Origin of the sequence: Nonomuraea turcica, from assembly GCF_030718205.1 — a bacterium.
In the GTDB taxonomy this organism is placed as follows: domain Bacteria; phylum Actinomycetota; class Actinomycetes; order Streptosporangiales; family Streptosporangiaceae; genus Nonomuraea.
This window is the reverse complement of sequence record NZ_JAUZQF010000002.1, coordinates 40,456-55,733: the sequence shown is the minus strand read 5'-3', so window position 1 is coordinate 55,733 and position 15,278 is coordinate 40,456. Positions and strand designations below refer to the sequence as shown.

The 15,278-nt window shown below is 70.3% G+C and carries 14 protein-coding genes; 5 read left to right on the top strand and 9 right to left on the bottom strand.

Going from position 1 to position 15,278, the window contains the following annotated elements; translation table 11 throughout:
* Position 1: 1 nt before the first annotated feature.
* Positions 2–793 (bottom strand): helix-turn-helix domain-containing protein, encoded by a 792-nt coding sequence (locus Q9G87_RS05990; protein ID WP_305915184.1) that lies wholly within the window; start codon positions 791–793, stop codon positions 2–4.
* 9 nt (positions 794–802) lie between these two features.
* Positions 803–2,860, bottom strand: a complete 2,058-nt coding sequence (locus Q9G87_RS05985) for a prolyl oligopeptidase family serine peptidase (RefSeq protein ID WP_305915183.1) — start codon at positions 2,858–2,860, stop codon at positions 803–805.
* Between the two features lie 280 nt (positions 2,861–3,140).
* Between Q9G87_RS05985 and Q9G87_RS05980 the strand changes: the two genes are divergently transcribed.
* The 3 genes from Q9G87_RS05980 to Q9G87_RS05970 are packed head-to-tail and all read left to right on the top strand — an operon-like array spanning position 3,141 to position 4,711.
* Positions 3,141–3,650, top strand: a complete 510-nt coding sequence (locus tag Q9G87_RS05980) for an HNH endonuclease (protein WP_305915182.1) — start codon at positions 3,141–3,143, stop codon at positions 3,648–3,650.
* A 56-nt stretch (positions 3,651–3,706) separates the two neighbouring features.
* A complete protein-coding gene (locus Q9G87_RS05975) occupies positions 3,707–4,504 on the top strand; it encodes a GNAT family N-acetyltransferase (RefSeq protein WP_305915181.1) in 798 nt (265 codons plus the stop codon).
* A 3-nt stretch (positions 4,505–4,507) separates the two neighbouring features.
* Positions 4,508–4,711: an FmdB family zinc ribbon protein gene (locus Q9G87_RS05970; protein WP_305915180.1), complete on the top strand. Its 204-nt coding sequence runs from the start codon at positions 4,508–4,510 to the stop codon at positions 4,709–4,711.
* On the opposite strand, the gene Q9G87_RS05965 is transcribed toward Q9G87_RS05970, so the two are convergent.
* From Q9G87_RS05965 to Q9G87_RS05950, 4 genes are all read right to left on the bottom strand, one after another.
* Complete coding sequence (locus Q9G87_RS05965) at positions 4,708–5,583, bottom strand: serine hydrolase (RefSeq protein ID WP_305915179.1); 876 nt, start codon at positions 5,581–5,583, stop codon at positions 4,708–4,710. The genes Q9G87_RS05970 and Q9G87_RS05965 overlap by 4 nt on opposite strands.
* A gap of 67 nt (positions 5,584–5,650) precedes the next feature.
* Positions 5,651–6,145 (bottom strand): helix-turn-helix transcriptional regulator, encoded by a 495-nt coding sequence (locus Q9G87_RS05960; RefSeq protein ID WP_305915178.1) that lies wholly within the window; start codon positions 6,143–6,145, stop codon positions 5,651–5,653.
* A gap of 85 nt (positions 6,146–6,230) precedes the next feature.
* The gene (gene ilvD / locus Q9G87_RS05955; RefSeq protein WP_305915177.1) at positions 6,231–8,069 is read right to left on the bottom strand and encodes a dihydroxy-acid dehydratase; all 1,839 of its coding nucleotides are present in this window, start codon (positions 8,067–8,069) and stop codon (positions 6,231–6,233) included.
* Positions 8,070–8,236: 167 nt separating this feature from the next.
* Positions 8,237–9,064, bottom strand: a complete 828-nt coding sequence (locus tag Q9G87_RS05950) for a nuclease-related domain-containing protein (protein ID WP_305915176.1) — start codon at positions 9,062–9,064, stop codon at positions 8,237–8,239.
* Between the two features lie 203 nt (positions 9,065–9,267).
* On the opposite strand from Q9G87_RS05950, the gene Q9G87_RS05945 reads away from it, so the two are divergent.
* Together Q9G87_RS05945 and Q9G87_RS05940 are read left to right on the top strand one after the other, a co-directional pair.
* A complete protein-coding gene (locus Q9G87_RS05945; protein WP_305915175.1) occupies positions 9,268–9,558 on the top strand; it encodes a hypothetical protein in 291 nt (96 codons plus the stop codon).
* Between the two features lie 8 nt (positions 9,559–9,566).
* Positions 9,567–9,932 (top strand): TPM domain-containing protein, encoded by a 366-nt coding sequence (locus Q9G87_RS05940; protein ID WP_305915174.1) that lies wholly within the window; start codon positions 9,567–9,569, stop codon positions 9,930–9,932.
* Positions 9,933–10,108: 176 nt separating this feature from the next.
* On the opposite strand, the gene Q9G87_RS05935 is transcribed toward Q9G87_RS05940, so the two are convergent.
* From Q9G87_RS05935 to Q9G87_RS05925, 3 genes are all read right to left on the bottom strand, one after another.
* Positions 10,109–11,059, bottom strand: coding sequence for a hypothetical protein (locus Q9G87_RS05935; protein WP_305915173.1), 951 nt, complete (start codon positions 11,057–11,059; stop codon positions 10,109–10,111).
* Between the two features lie 29 nt (positions 11,060–11,088).
* Complete coding sequence (locus Q9G87_RS05930) at positions 11,089–12,363, bottom strand: serine/threonine-protein kinase (protein ID WP_305915172.1); 1,275 nt, start codon at positions 12,361–12,363, stop codon at positions 11,089–11,091.
* A 76-nt stretch (positions 12,364–12,439) separates the two neighbouring features.
* Positions 12,440–15,268: a TIM-barrel domain-containing protein gene (locus Q9G87_RS05925; RefSeq protein WP_305915171.1), complete on the bottom strand. Its 2,829-nt coding sequence runs from the start codon at positions 15,266–15,268 to the stop codon at positions 12,440–12,442.
* Positions 15,269–15,278: the final 10 nt, after the last annotated feature.

The window sequence follows — 15,278 nt, the reverse complement described above, 5'->3', positions numbered from 1 at the left end:
CTCAGGATGCCCGGCCCGCACCCTCCGGTCTTGGATAAATCTGACCTGGCGTCGTGTCCCCGAGCACCCGGAACTCCCGGTTCATGTGCGCCTGGTCGTAGAAGCCGCACTCCGCCGCCACCTGCGCGATGGGGGTGCCGGAGTGCAGCATGCGCATGGCCCGCCCGAACCTGATCACCCGGGCCACCGTCTTCGGCGGCAGCCCGATCTGGTCCTGGAAACGCGCCACGAGGTGCCGGTGGCTCCAGCCGAGCGACTCCGCCAGCGAAGCGGCGCTCAGCCGGCCGCCCGATGCCAGCAGCCGCGCCCACGCCCACGGCACCTCGGGCCCCAGCGGAGGCTCCTCATGGATGCGGGCCGTGAGCAGCCGGTCGGCCAGCGCCAGCCGCTCCCGCCACGACGGCGTCTCGGCCAACCGGCCCACCACCATATCCGCCCACGGCCCCAGCAGGTCCCCGACCGGTACGGTCAGGTTCGTCAGATGCCGGAGCGGCAGGCCGTAGAGGCGCCTGGCCCCGAACGGCGTGAGCACCACCTCCACGCCCTCGCAGGGCCCGCTCACGCGGGTGACGGTGAACCGGTCGCCCAGCCCGCCCGTGAACGCCGTGAACCGCTCCCCGCCCACCTCCATCGGCGCGCCGAACGCGAGGATGAGCACGGCCCCCGGCATCGCGGCCTCCGACCGCGTGATCGGGGAGCCGTAGTGCTCGCGGTAAGCGCACAGCCGCGTCACGTAGGGGCGCAACGCAGCGCTGGGGGCGGCCTCCACCATGGCCGGCCCCAGCGTGCTCATGTGTCCAGACTAGAGTCCGGTGTGCGTGGCGAGGAAGGTCAGCGTGTCGGCCGACAAGTCGACCGTGCGGCTCACCGCGCGTGCCCCGTGCCCCACCTCGGCCTCGTTACGCAGCAACACCGGCCGCTCCGCCGTGGAGACATGCTGGAGCGCCGCGCACATCTTCCACGCGTGCAGCGGGTGCACGCGCGTGTCGGACTGGAAGACGGTGAACAGCGTTGCCGGGTACGTCACCGCCTCCTGGACGTGGTGGTAGGGCGAATATCCCAGCAACCAGCCGAATTGCTCGGGGTCCTCGGCGCTGCCGTACTCGACGTTCCAGGTGGCGCCGAGGCCGAACTGCTCGTACCTGATCATGTCGAGCAGCGGCGCGGAGCACACCACGGCCGCGTAGAGCTCGGGGCGCTGCGTCAGCGCGGCGCCCACGAGCAGGCCGCCGTTGGAGCCGCCGGAGATGCCGAGCTGGGCGGACGTGGTCACCCCGGTCTCGATGAGGTGCTCGGCGGCCGCGTGGAAGTCGTCGAACACGTTCTGCTTATGGGCCAGCATGCCCGCGCGGTGCCAGTCCTCGCCCTCCTCGCCGCCGCCGCGCAGGTTGGCGATGGCGTAGACGCCGCCGGCCTCCACCCAGGCCAGGACCGACGCCGAGTAGCCGGGGGTCATCGACAGCCCGAAGCCGCCGTAGCCGTAGAGGATCGTGGGCCGCGGGCCCGAGCTCTCCTCAAGTGGAGAGATGATCAGCATGCGGACGTCCGTGCCGTCCTTCGACTGATAGACGACCTGCCGGGTGCGCACCTCCGGCACCTCGACGGCCCCCGGCGAGGCCGCCCACAGCGTCGTCTCGCCGGTCCTGGCGTCATAGCGCTGGATGGTGGGCGGCGTGGTGTTGTCGGTGTAGCCGAACCAGGCCTCGTGGCCGCCCTCGGGGCGCTCGGAGATGCCGCCGATCGTGCCGAGCCCGGGCGTGGGCACCTCGCCGACCCGCTCGCCGGTCTCCAGGTCGTGGACGGTGATCTCGCTGATCGCGTGACGGGTCCAGCCCACCAGCATGACCGGGCGTTCGAGGTCGTCGAGGATCGCGAAGTCGCTCAGCACCGCCTCGGGGTCCTCGGGGATCAGCTCGCGCCAGGTGTCGTAGCCGGGCGTGGCCGGGTCGGTGACGCACACCCTGGCCCTGGACGCCTCGCGATCGGTGTGCACGTAGAGCCTGCCGTCGCGGCCGAAGGCCAGCCCGGTCTGCGCGTCCACGCCTTCCTGGACCACCGTCAGCTCCGGCCGCTCCAGCGGGGAGGCGGTCAGGTCGGCCACCCAGAGGTCGTTGCGCGGCGCGGTGCCCTCGTGCGCGGACACCTGCAGCCAGCGGCCGTCCCGCGAGACCGAGACGCCGTAGTAGTTGGTCATCTTCAGCCCCTCGCCGAAGATCATCACGTCGTCCTCGGTGGAGGTGCCGACGCGGTGCAGGTAGACGCGGCGGTGGAACTGCGTCTCGTTCTCCGGCACCTCGGTGCTCGGCAGCCTGCGCACGTAGTAGAACGCCTCGCCGCCGGGCATCCAGGCGATGGGGGAGTAGCGGCAGCGGTCGATCGGGCCCTCGACGCGCGTGCCCGTCGCCACGTCCATGACGTAGAGCGCCGACTCCTCGTCGCCGCCGACCGAGATCTGGTAGGCCAGCAGGCGCCCCTCCTTGTCAGGCTGCACGGCGTCGAGCGTGGTCAGCCCGGACGGGTCGATCCCCATGGGGTCGACCAGCGCCCGCTCGGTCCCGTCCGGCTCGACGACGTAGTAGACGGCGTGCTCCTGGTCGGGGGTGCGGCGGCTGAAGAAGCAGCGTCCGCCGCGCCAGGCCGGCGTGCCGACCGAGCCGGACCTGAGCAGCTCGGCGATGCGGCTCTTGAACCGCTGCGGGCCCCTTCCGCGGGAGAACAGCTCAGCCTGCGCGAGGAGCCATCCCTTCGTCTCCGGACTGTCGGGGTCCTCAAGCCACCGATAGGGATCCGGAACGGGCGTTCCGTGCAGGATGTCGACGGTCTCTTCGCGGCGTGCAGTTGGATACGGCTCTCGCGTCATGCACGGAACCCTACTGCCAATGGGGAGGGGTAAAGCGCTGGTGAAGCGGGCATAAAACGTATCGTGCGTCCCTCTAGTCATTCCGGACGGATGTTTTTGGGGTGGCGGGGACCACGGTGCAAACGCCAGACTTGGTGACAGGACGGTGCCGTGGTGACCATCCGCTGGGCCGTCCGGCGGAGGTCCACGTGACGGAAGCACGAGTGCCCCAGGAGGGGCCGACAGGCGGGACATGCCGCGGCATGTCCCCTTTGATACGCGCGCAGCAGGGAGAGGCACGATGACGCGCCAAGTCCTGCTGCTCAATGCCACTTACGAGCCCATGACCACCCTCTCGCTGCATCGTGCCATCGTGCTCGTGCTGCGGGAGAAGGCCGACATCGTGCATCGCGACGGCAGGGGCGCGGTGCTGCGCTCGGCCAGCTGCACGCTCGATGTGCCCTCGGTGATCAGGCTCCGCAGATACGTCCGCATCCCCTATCGGTCGCGCATTCCCCTGACCAGGGCGGCGCTCATGCGTCGTGACAACTACCGCTGCGCCTACTGCGGCCAGCGGGCCGAGACCATCGACCACGTCATCCCACGGTCCCGGGGTGGCGCCCACACCTGGGAAAACTGCGTCGCGTCCTGCACGACGTGCAACCATAGGAAGGCCGACAAATACCTGGAGGAGCTGGGGTGGACGCTACGCGTCAGCCCTGCGGTGCCACGGGGCGCCCACTGGAGGCTGATCGGCGCGTCGCTCGTCGGAGACCCCCTGTGGGCGCCCTACCTCGAGGCCGCCGCATAAAGGGGCCTCGAAAACGGCTTTGAACGAGGCGGTCCCGGCCTGGCACCATGCCAGGCATGTGGACCTTCACCTCGGACGTCGAGGCCTACGCCGCGGTCGCCGAGCCCTTCCTGCTCGGCGACCCGGTGGGCAACACCGTCGCGCTGACCGTCCTGGCCAATCTGAGGGCCGGCATGTCCGCCAAGGACGCCCGTTTCGGCTGGTGGACGGTGGACGGCGAGGTGCGCGGGGCGGTCTTCCACACCCCGCCCTACCCGATCGGGCTCGCCGTCATGCCGGTCGAGACCGTCGCGCCGCTGGTGGAGGCGCTCGATCGCGACATCCCCACGCTCGTCGGCCCGGTGCGGCTCACCGACGAGGTCGCGCGCCTGATGGGGCCGCCCAGCCGGGTCCTGTCCGAGCGGCTCTACCGGCTCGGCACGCTGCGGATCCCCGGCGTGCCCGGCCGTGGCCGGCTCGCCACGCCCGCCGACTATCCGCTCCTGGTCAGCTGGCATCAGGCCTTCGGCGAGGAGGTGGCGCTGCCCGATGGCGATGCCGCCGACCGCGTCGCCCGGCGGATCGCGGCCCGGGAGTTGTTCCTGTGGGAGGCGGACGGCGTGCCGGTCTCGCTCGCCGCGCTCTCGCCCGCGGCCGGCGGCGTCTGCCGCATCGGCCCCGTCTACACGCCTCCGTCGTGCCGCAAGCGCGGCTACGGCTCCGCCGTCACGGCCTATGCCAGCCAGGCCGGGCTGGAGGAGCGCTGCGAGCAGGTCGTGCTCTTCACCGACCTGGACAACCCCACGAGCAACGCCATCTACCAGGCGATCGGCTACGAGCCCGTGTCCGACTACGCGCATATCGCCTACGCTTAGTCCATGCCGCGTTACGACTTCCGCTGCCGCGCCTGCGGCTCCACGTTCGAGGTGTCCCGTCCCATGTCGGCCTCCGACGACCCGGCGGCCTGCCCGGAGGGCCACGACGACACGGTGAAGCTGCTGTCCACCGTGGCCATGACGGGCGGCGCGGCCGCGCCCCGGGCGACCGGAGGCGGCTGCTGTGGCGGCGGCTGCTGCTCCTAGGACGAGACCGTCGTCTCCGCCCGGGTCGTCAGGGCGCTGACCGCCACCTTGGCCAGGTGTTCCACGGTGGCGACGCCGGTCTCCATGTCCGGGCTGCGCTCCGACAGGACGGCGATCAGCAGCTCGTCCCCGCGCACGCGGAGCCGTCCCACGCTGTTGATCGTCCACAGCCCGCCGTGCACGTGAGCCGGCAGCCATCCGTTCTTCAGCGCCTCGCCGCCGGCCGCGCTGACGCCCCACGCCTGCTCGGGCACGACCGATGACATGAGCTTGAGCGCATACCGCCGGTGCAGCTCCGACAGCGGGCCGCTCGGGTCCGTGAGCCGCTCCAGGACCTTCACCTGGTCGGACGGGCGGCTGCGGGTCGATCCCCAGGAGAGCCCCGCCCCGGGCCGCGTGTGCTGGACACCGAGCGTGCGCAGCACCCGGGAGAGCCCGTCCTGGCCGCCGATCATCATGTAGAGCTCGTGCGCGCAGTCGTTGTCGCTGTTGCGGATCATGCGGTCGGCCAGCCGGTGCTCGTAGGCGGTCAGCCTCCGTCCCTCGCGCTGCTTGTCCAGCAGGAACGCCAGCAAGATGTCCACCTTGGCCACGCTGGCCAGCATGTACGGTGTGCGCTCGCGAAAGGCGTACCTGATGCCGGTCGTCTTGTCATAGACGGCCACCGAAGCCCGGCCGGGCCGCTGGCGCAGGTAGCGCTCCAGCGCCCGGTCGAGGGCGCGCCGCCTGTCCGGCGGCAGCGCGCGCTCGACGACGACAGGCGCCTGCGCACGGGGCACCACGGTGACCGGGTGCGGTGTCCCGGACGACGGAGCGGCGCACCCGGGCGCCATGATCAGTAGGGCAAAGGGCCAGATCCCCCGTACGCGCATGGCGGGAGCCTGTCACCCCCGACCCCAAAGGCCGGGGGTGCGAACGGTCAAGAGCAGGCCAGTTTCTTTACGCGGCCCTGCTGCGCCGGCGGCGCTGGAACGGGAGGAACCGGTCGGCGAGATGCGGACGGGACGGCGTGAGCGTGGGCTCGACCGCGATGATCCGGTCGAACCGGAAGGCCCTGATCGCCCGGCGCATCCTGCACACCCCGACCAGATACCAGTATTCGCGGTGGACCAGACACGTCACCGGCTCGACGTCACGGCTGGTGACGACGCCCGAGGCGTCCTGGTAGTGCAGGCGGATCATGAGGCGGCTGGTGATGGCGTCGGCCATGAGCCTGGCCCTGGAGGCGATCTCCACGGGCAGCGGCTCGGTCAGCGTCGTGAGCGTGGTGGTGATGACGTCGTCGTCGAGCTCCAGGTGCTCGAACGCGTGCTGGAGGCCGCGCCGGGCGGTGACGGCCTGGGGGCCGGCTCCGAGGTGGGCGAGGGAGAGTGCGAGGGCGGCGATCTCGGCGGTCGTCAGCGGGCGAGTATCGTGCTTCACGACTGTCGTCATACCCCAACAATAGGGATGACCACCGACATTTTTCGAAAGTCTGTGCGGCAGGCGAGAACCCTGTCACCTGCCGCACAGGCCGCTCTTACTTCGACAGCTGCGACAGGTCGCGGGAGGCGCCCGTCGAGGCGGACGTCGTCATCGCCGCGTACGCCTGCAGCGCCACGCTCACCGGCCGGTTGCGCTCCCGCGGCCGGTATCCCCCCAGGTCGGCCAGCAGCCGCTCGCGCCGGGCCGTCAGCTCGGCCTCCGGGACGCGCAGCTCCATCGACCGGTTGGGGATGTCGATGTCGATGATGTCGCCATCCTCGACCAGCGCGATCGCGCCGCCCTCGGCCGCCTCGGGCGAGGCGTGGCCGATCGACAGCCCCGACGTGCCGCCGGAGAAGCGGCCGTCGGTGATCAGCGCGCAGACCTTGCCCAGGCCCTTGCCCTTCAGGAACGAGGTCGGGTAGAGCATCTCCTGCATGCCGGGCCCGCCCTTGGGACCCTCGTAGCGGATGACCACTACGTCGCCCGCCTTGACCCGGCCGCCCAGGATGCCCTCGACCGCCTGCTCCTGCGACTCGAACACCACGGCGGGCCCGCTGAACGTCCAGATCGACTCGTCGACGCCGGCCGTCTTCACCACCGCGCCGTCCCGCGAGATGTTGCCGTAGAGCACGGCCAGCCCGCCGTCCGCGGTGTAGGCGTGCTCGAGGTCGCGGATGCAGCCTGCCGCCCGGTCGAGGTCGAGGTCGTCCCAGCGGTTGTCCTGCGAGTATGCCTTGACGGTGCGCACGTTGCCGGGCGCCGCGTGCCACAGCTCCACGGCCTCGGGCTTCGCCGACGGCGACTTCACGTCCCAGGCGGCCAGCATGTCGGCGAGCGTGCCGCCGTTCACGGTGGGCACATCGCGGTGCAGCAGCCCGGCCCGGTCGAGCTCGCCCAGGATGGCCGGGATGCCGCCGGCGCGGTGGACGTCCTCAACGTGGTACTTGTTCGTGGCCGGGGCGACCTTGCACAGGCAGGGCACGCGCAGCGAGATCTCGTTGATCTCCTTGAGCCCGAAGTCCACCTGCGCCTCGCGGGCCGCGGCCAGGATGTGCAGGATCGTGTTGGTCGAGCCGCCCATGGCGACGTCGAGGGTCATGGCGTTCTCGAACGCCTCGCGGGTGGCGATCGAGCGCGGCAGCACCGACTCGTCGCCGTCCTCGTAGTAGCGGCGGGTGATCTCCACGAGCTGGCGGCCGGCGTCCTCGAAGAGCGTCTTGCGCGCCTTGTGCGTGGCCAGGATCGTGCCGTTGCCGGGCAGCGCCAGCCCGATGGCCTCGGCCAGGCAGTTCATGGAGTTGGCGGTGAACATGCCGGAGCAGGACCCGCACGTGGGGCAGGCGCTCTCCTCCATCTCCAGCAGCTCGGCGTCGGAGACGGAGTCGTCGGCGGCGGCGATCATCGGGTCGATCAGGTCGAGCTTCTTGCCCGGGGTCTTGCCGGCCTCCATGGGGCCGCCGGAGACGAAGATCGTCGGGATGTTCAGCCTGAACGCCGCCAGCAGCATGCCCGGCGTGATCTTGTCGCAGTTGGAGACGCAGATCAACGCGTCCGCGCAGTGCGCCTCGACCATGTATTCCACGGCATCGGCGATCAGCTCGCGCGACGGCAGGGAGTAGAGCATGCCGCCGTGGCCCATCGCGATGCCGTCGTCCACGGCGATCGTGTTGAACTCGCGCGGGATCGCCCCTGCCTCCCTGATGGCCGCCGAGACGACGTCGCCGACTTCCCTGAGATGCACGTGACCCGGCACGAACTGGGTGAAGCTGTTGGCCACCGCGATGATGGGCTTACCGAAGTCGCTCCCGGCTACGCCGGTCGCCCGGAGCAGGGCCCGGGCACCGGCCATGTTCCTGCCGTGGGTGACTGTACGTGACCTGAGGGCGGGCATTGGGCTTCTCCCATCGCTAGCAAGTCTTCACATGTTACGACCACCGCCCGGCAACTGAGACAACCGTCCACGCATCGGACGGCCGGTTACCGGATCGTGGCGCAACCGAAGCCAGGCCAAGATGACGCCGCGCACGGTGGGAGTGCCGGACGCGTCGTGGGGAGTGGTCAGTCCTCGCCGTAGCGGGCGGGAAGCTCCCTGGCGGCGATGTCGTAGATCCGGTCGATCTCCATGGCGGTCAGCGCCCGCTCCCGCTTGGTGATCCATTTGCGGGCGCGGTCACCCTGGTAGACGTCCACGCCGCGGATCGTCATGATCTTCCAGGGCACGGCCGGGCCGTAGATGGCGAGCGAGGGCACGACCGACACCTCGCGGCCGAACGACCTGCTGATCAGCTCGCCTGCCTGCGACGCCTCCCACTTGGCCTCGTTGAGCCTGGCCTTCTGGTCGAAGGGGCCGTGGAAGAGCTTTTTGCCCATCTGCACGCGTACGGGAAGGCGTTTGTCCCACTTCTCGGAGTCGACCGCGTACACGCCGGTGGGGCCCACCACGAGGTGGTCGATCTGGGCCTCGCTGTTCGGGATCGCCCGGGCGTGCAGCGTGCGGTAACCCAGGCGCTCCAGCTTGCGCAGCTGTGCCTCGGTGCGTCGCTCCGCCACGGACGCGCGCCGCCAGGCGGGCACGGAGGAGTTGGAACGCGCGCGGTAAACCGCCTCCAGGATCGCCGCGACCACGCCCGCGGTCACGCCGACCCGCCAGTCCCCCACGAGGAAGCCCACTACCAAGGCCACGCCGACGGCCGCCAGCAGGCGGTTGCGCAGGCGGCGGAAACGCGGTTGCTGCAGCAGGCTACGCACGGACGCGCGCTCGACGGGCGCGTAGGTGGAGGTGGGCGCCGATGGCTTCGCGGCGGCGGTCTGCTCGCTTTCTGGCCGGTCGCTCACCCAGATAGGTGACGCGTTGTGACCGTCTTCTCGCTGTTTGTCGGAGTCCACGTCACTCACCGTAGCCCGCACATCTGACTGATTCCTAGTGTTGCCCTGTCCATAGTTTTATGGCCCAGCTCATCGTGTTCTACGCCCGGTTTCGGGGTATTACTAACGTTCTTCTCTAGAGAAGCTTACGGGTCGTACAAGATCCTAACCCTTCGCCCGTATGGGGTCTGGCCGGACTCGCTCACGAGGTTTACGTTCATGGTGTGGACGGCGCGGCAGAGATCCTGCTCTTTCTCTTCGGGGTTTCCATGGGGCTGTTCGTGCTGATCAGCCTGCTGGTCATGGTGCCTGGACGCAGCGTGCAGCGGAGGGTGGAGTCCGGCCCCGTGTGGCTGGGCGGCCCGTCGGGCAGCGAACGCGGCGTGAGCACCTCGGGCCTGGTGCTGGCCGACCGGGTGGCGCACTGGGCCACCGTTCCCGAGGCCGACTGGGTGGCCGCGGCCGAGACGGCGGAGCCGGGCCGGCACGTCGGCGGCGCGTCCGCCGGATGGTGAGGCTGACGATGCGAGGACTGACCACCGCTCAGGCGGACGACATCAGGAAGGCCCTGCGGGCTGCCGAGCAGCGCAGCGGGCTCCGGTTCGGGCTGTTCCTCGGGGAGCCGGTCGGCGGGCGGCGGCACTTCGCCGAGCGCCTGCACGCCGCCCTCGGCGAGGAAGCGGACGACGCCGTGGTGATCCTGGTGGACGTCAAGGGCCGAGGGCTGGAGATCGTGACGGGAGAGCGCGCCAGGCGGCGGCTGAGCGACAACGCCTGCCGCCTCACCGCCATGTCCATGGCCACCGCGTTCAGCGTCGGCGACGTGATCGGTGGCATCTTGTACGGCATCGCGTCTCTCGGCGAAGCATCGACATCTCGCCGCCCCTAACCCAAACCAGCATTCGTTACGGTCGCCCAGCGTCACCGCGCGCCTGAGAACAACCATCCTTTACGGTCGCCCAGCGTCACCGCACGCGCCGTAGCCCCTGCCGTCTGTCATGGCCGGTCGTGAAGGCTCACGGGTTGCTCGCCGTGACGGAGCGTCTAGTTGACCGGCTCCGTGGTTCAGAGCCGCTCCAGCAGCGTGACGATGTGGCTGCTCACGCCGTTCAGCAGTGTGGCCGGCTGGATTTCGGCGGCGGCGATCGCGGAGAAGAGGGACGGCAGGCCTGGCAGGGGGAAGCCGTCGTCCTTCATGGTGGCACCGCCTATCGGGTTCTTGTCCAGGGCGGTGCGGCTGCGTTCCCAGGCGTCGAGGACCTCTTCGGGTGAGGGGACGCCGAAGCCGTGGCCTACCGGTGCCGCGTGGCGCAGCCTTACCAGCGGGGTGTCGGCGAAGGACAGGGCCGTGCGGGCGCGCAGCTGGAGGTCGGCGTAGGGTTCCGGGGCGATCCAGTCCATGGCCGTGCACGGGTTGCGGCAGGCGGCGACGCATACGGCGAGTGCTCCGGCCACCTGGCTGTGCTGGCGGTCGAAATACGCGCGCCAGCCCTCGTTCGGCTCCGTGGAGACCCGCAGCGTCCGGTTGGTGGCGGACTGCTCGGACTTGGTGTGGTCGCACTCGCGGTCGCCGATCACGCCGAACCTGCTGCCGGTCGCGCTCAGCCCTTCGGGCCAGCGGGCGGGGTCCCCGGCATGGCCGAGCTGTGGCTCGAACGCCAGCAGCGGCAGGTATTCGCTGGCGATGTGCACGGCGGCGATCATCGGGCTCAGCTCGCGACGGTGCCAGCGTACGGCGATCACCTCGAGCAGCAGCCCATAGGCCGGCCGCAGGGACTCCAGCGCCCCCCGCGGCTGCTCGCGCGGCGTCTGCGGCATGTGGCAGGCCCGCGCCCGCCGCCGCAGCTCGGCGGGCACCACCTTCGCCTCGACCGCGAAGTCCTCCGCGTCGAGCGAGAGCAGCCGTTGCCCGAACTCGCACACCTCGGAGATCTCCGCCGCCGGCGCGAGCGCTCCGAGGTCGGCGAAGGCGTAACGGCGGGCGAGGGCGATCAGGAGGTCACGAGTGGTATCCACGCGACGACTTTCTCACGAGCGAGAAGCGATTACGGACATGGCTCACGTATGCACTGAATGTCGCTCGTCGGCTTGCCCTCGGTGGGCTCGGACGACGGTTCCTCGGGCCCGGGCGTGGTCGGCTCCTGAGACGGCTCCTGCGTGGGCTCGGACGTCGTGGGCTTGGAGGTGGGCGAGCTGGTCGGCTTGGTCGGCGTGACCGTCGCCGAAGGGCTCGGCGCCGGGGTCGTCCCCCTGGTCGGCTTGGAGCCTGGGGCCCGCCTGGTCGGTGGTGCGGACTGTTGCCTCGTCGAGGGCGGCGTGGTGGGCGCGGCCGTGACCGAGGTGCCCCGCACGGTCGGCGGCACCTCGTCGAGGACCGTGGGCGTGACCGGGCGCAGCCAGACGGCGCCTGCCACGGCGGCCGTCACGACCACGGCGGCTGCCGCGGTGAGCGCCGCCCTCATGGCACGGCCGCGGCGCGGCGCGGGTGCCGTGCCGGGTGTGGCCAGCGCCCTGCGCGCGGCCTCGGCTATCAGCGCAGCCGATGGCCAGCGCCGGTCCGGCGCCTTGTCCAGCGCACGCTCGACCACCTGCCGCGGCCCCGGCGGCACCTCGGCGGGCAGGGGCGGCACGGGAGAGTTGAGATGCTTGAAGATGATCTGCACGGGCGTGTCGCCCTGGAACGGCAGGCGACCGGTCAGGCACTCGTAGGCCACCACGCCCAGCGCGTAGACGTCCACCGCCGGCGTCACCTCGCTGGCGGTGGCCATCTCCGGCGCGCAGTAGCCCGCCGAGCACAACATCGTGCCGGTGGCCGTCAGGTGGCCTGCCGAGACCGAGTGGGCGATGCCGAAGTCGGTGAGCGCCACGCCGCCGTCGGGCCTGATCATGAGGTTGGCGGGTTTGACGTCGCGGTGCACGATGCCCTGCGCGTGCGCGGCGGCCAGCGCGTCGCCGACCTCCGCGACCAGGCGCATGGTGGCCTCCACGCCCAGCGGGCCACGTCGCAGCACGCGGTCGAGCGACTCGCCCGGCACGTGCTCCATGACCAGGAAGCTCACCTGGCGGCCGTTGACGTCGGCGATGCCGTAGTCGTAGACGTCGACCACGCCGGGGTGGGTCAGCGTGGCCATGGCCCTGGCCTCGTTCTGGAAGCGCTGGGCGAACGTCGGGTTTTCGGTCAGGGCCGGGATGAGCACCTTGACGGCGACGGCGCGCCGAAGAACCGTGTCGTCGGCACGCCACACCTCGCCCATGCCCCCACCGCCGAGGCGGTGGGCCAGCATGTAGCGGTCATTGAGGGTGGTCCCCGCGCCTAGCACGCCATCGAGGCTAACACCGGGCGTTCGCTGACATGGCCAAACTCGGGGGAGCGTAACGGCGATGTGGCCGTAGGTTTCAGAAGGAGCCGGTGGTCGTGCCGCCGTTGCCGGTGGCGGGGGTGGTGAAGGAGGTGTTGGCGCCTGGTTCCCACAGGTCAGCGGTGTCGGGATAGCCGGATTCCTGGCGTTTGACGCACTTCCACTCGACGGCGGTGCTCGGCGGCAGTGTGCCGATGGTGCCGGTCCAGGTCGGATATGCCGTGGGTGACAGCTTGACCGCGCTCGCCACGGACCAGGACCCGAGCTGTGGGGTGCTGCCGACGGCGTAGACCGACTGGCCGGGAGCGGTGGTGCCGTTGTCGCACCTGAACGTCATCGACGCCGGCGCCTGGCCGAGCGTGAACGCGAACGTCTTGGCCGTGGTGACGCTCGCGCTCGCCGCCTTGGCGACGATGAGGTTGCCGCCCGCGTTGTACCAGCCGCCGGCGGCCGCGTCGAAGGCGGTCTTGGTGGCGTGCTGGGTGAGCGGGGAGCCGTTCAGCGTGACGGCCGACGCCTGGGTGCCGGCGACCAGCTCCACCACGGTCGGCCTGCTGGACGGCGCGCCGCTGTAGTCGCCGCTGGAGGCGGCGACGGTGACGGTGGCCGTGGCGCCGCTGAGCTGCTGGCTGATCTGTGTCGTGCGGACGGAGCCGCTCTGGTACGCCGTCGTGGCCCCGTCGTCCTCGTGAAGGGTGAAATCGGTGGACGTGGTGTCCGGGTACACGCGGGCGATCAGCTCGTTCCTGGTCGTGCCGTCGGTCCGCTTGCCCATCGCGTTCATGGTCTTGTCGTCGACGTGCGCCTTCGGGATGATCGCCCCCGCCCGGGCGAAGGCAGGCAGCCGGAACACCCCGTTGACCCACAGCGGGCGGTCGGTGAACCACTGGCCGGAGCTGGTGAGCTTCTCGCCGGTGGCGTAGTCGTACCAGGTGCCGGCGGGCAGGTAGACGTCGCGGTCGCGTTCGCCGGCGCCTGCCACGACGCCGACGAGCAGGTCACGGCCGATGAGCTTCTGGTGGCCCATCTCGCGGACGTTCGGGTCGTTCTGGTGGTAATGCACCAGCGGCGGCACCACGGGCTCGCCGAAGCGGTGGGCGCGGTGGGCCAGCGAGTAGTAGTAGGGCGCGAGCTCGTACCGCTGGCGTAGGTTGGCCAGGTTGCTGGCCTTGTGGCCGATCTTGTCGGGCGAGGTCTGGGCGCAGTTGCACAGGTTCTCCGTGTGCGGGCGGACCGGCACCTCGAACCAGGCGCCATTGGCGAACCACTGCGTGTAGAGCTCGTTCAGGTCTGAATTCAGCATTTCCCTGCGGAAGCCGCCGATGTCGGAGCCGAAGTAGTCGATGCCCGACATCGACATGTGCATCTGCACGTTCTGCTGCTGGGCCAGCGCGGTCAGCTTGGAGCCGATGTCGGCCGACCACATGGCCACGCCGTGCCGCTGGATGCCGGCCGCGCCCGAGCGGGCGAGCATGAACGGTCGCTTGGTGCCGGAGGCGTATCCGCGGGCCACGCTCTCGGCCCACTTGAGGTTGTAGACGTTGTGGTAGTCGGCGTGGGCGTGCTTGCCGGGCAGCACGCCGGAGGTCCAGTCGCCGGCGTCGTACATCTCCGGCTCGCCCAGGTCCAGCCAGTGGCCCTGGACGCCCTGGTCGGCGAGGGGTTGCCGCTTGAGCGTGTGCCAGTAGTCGGCGGCCGCGTCCTGCGTCCAGTCGATCATGCCGCCCCGGCCCCACCAGTCGTTGGTCGTCAGGTAGACGGGGGCGCAGCCCGGGCAGCCCGATCTGACGAGATAGCCGCGCGCGGCCAGGTCGGCGTGTTCGGGCAGGTTCTTGCCGACGTACGACTCCTCGATGGTCATCAGGCCGATGCCCTTGTTCGTCGCGTAGTCGTTGATCGTGGCGGAGGTGTTGGGGAAGGCGGTCGGGTCCCACGAGAGCGTGCCCATGCGGGTGTTGTCCGACCCGGCCGTCACCCCGCCGAACCACGGCAGATCCAGCACGAACCCGTCCACCGGGAACGTGTCCGCCCGCAACCCCGCGAGCCGGTTGTCGATCTCGGCCCAGTTGTCGTAGCCGAACTCCGACACCCACATGCCGAACGCCTTCTTCGGCGGCACCGGCGGCCTGCCGGTCAGCTCCATGTAGTCCTTGCGCAGGTCCGGCAGGTCGGGCCCGGTCATCGTGTACCAGCGGAGCTGGTCGCCCCAGGTGTCCACCGTCCAGGGGGAGCCGGTCAGGTTCCACTCCTGCTTGTAGACCTGGTCGAGCAGGAGGCCGTAATTCAGGTTCGACGCCCCCACCGCGAAGAGCACCGGGATCTGCGTGTTGCCGACCGGGCCGTTGTCGGTGTCGAAGACCATGGCGTTGCCGTAGGCGCCGCCGGGGGAGCGGGTGCGCCCCACCCAGTCGCCATCGGCGCTGCCGCCCATGAAGAACTGCTCGCCCAGGCCGTAGGCGTTCTGGATCGAGCCCTTGGTGATGCTCAGGCCCTTCCACGCCTGGGCGAGGTTGCGCGGGCACGCCTCGTAGAGCAGCCTCGCCGGGTCCGAGACCTTGACGCACAACGTCCCGGCCGTGACTTCGACCTTCATAGCGGGCGTGGTGAGCGTGTTGCCCGACTGGGTGAAGCTGGACGGGCCCAGGTAGTCCTTCTTCGCGACCTGCGGCGTGGTGAAGATCGAGTCGTTCACGCCGGGGCTCGTCCCGTTGGCGAGCTCGAAGTGCACGAGGTCGTCGTCGAGGAACTCCACGATCAGGTACGCCGGCCCGCTGGTGAACTCCACCCGCTGGACCGCCGCCTGCGCGGAGGACGCCACGAGGGAGGGCATGAGCAATGCCGCTAAGAAGACGAGCGCGCGGGTCATGGCGCCCCCC

What these genes read in the sequence shown, in the direction of transcription:
- Q9G87_RS05990 (WP_305915184.1), bottom strand. Translation starts at nt 793, where the DNA reads ATGAGCACGCTGGGGCCGGCCATGGTGGAGGCCGCCCCCAGCGCTGCG.
- Q9G87_RS05985 (WP_305915183.1), bottom strand. Translation starts at nt 2,860, where the DNA reads ATGACGCGAGAGCCGTATCCAACTGCACGCCGCGAAGAGACCGTCGAC.
- Q9G87_RS05980 (WP_305915182.1), top strand. Translation starts at nt 3,141, where the DNA reads ATGACGCGCCAAGTCCTGCTGCTCAATGCCACTTACGAGCCCATGACC.
- Q9G87_RS05975 (WP_305915181.1), top strand. Translation starts at nt 3,707, where the DNA reads ATGTGGACCTTCACCTCGGACGTCGAGGCCTACGCCGCGGTCGCCGAG.
- Q9G87_RS05970 (WP_305915180.1), top strand. Translation starts at nt 4,508, where the DNA reads ATGCCGCGTTACGACTTCCGCTGCCGCGCCTGCGGCTCCACGTTCGAG.
- Q9G87_RS05965 (WP_305915179.1), bottom strand. Translation starts at nt 5,583, where the DNA reads ATGCGCGTACGGGGGATCTGGCCCTTTGCCCTACTGATCATGGCGCCC.
- Q9G87_RS05960 (WP_305915178.1), bottom strand. Translation starts at nt 6,145, where the DNA reads ATGACGACAGTCGTGAAGCACGATACTCGCCCGCTGACGACCGCCGAG.
- ilvD (WP_305915177.1), bottom strand. Translation starts at nt 8,069, where the DNA reads ATGCCCGCCCTCAGGTCACGTACAGTCACCCACGGCAGGAACATGGCC.
- Q9G87_RS05940 (WP_305915174.1), top strand. Translation starts at nt 9,567, where the DNA reads ATGCGAGGACTGACCACCGCTCAGGCGGACGACATCAGGAAGGCCCTG.
- Q9G87_RS05925 (WP_305915171.1), bottom strand. Translation starts at nt 15,268, where the DNA reads ATGACCCGCGCGCTCGTCTTCTTAGCGGCATTGCTCATGCCCTCCCTC.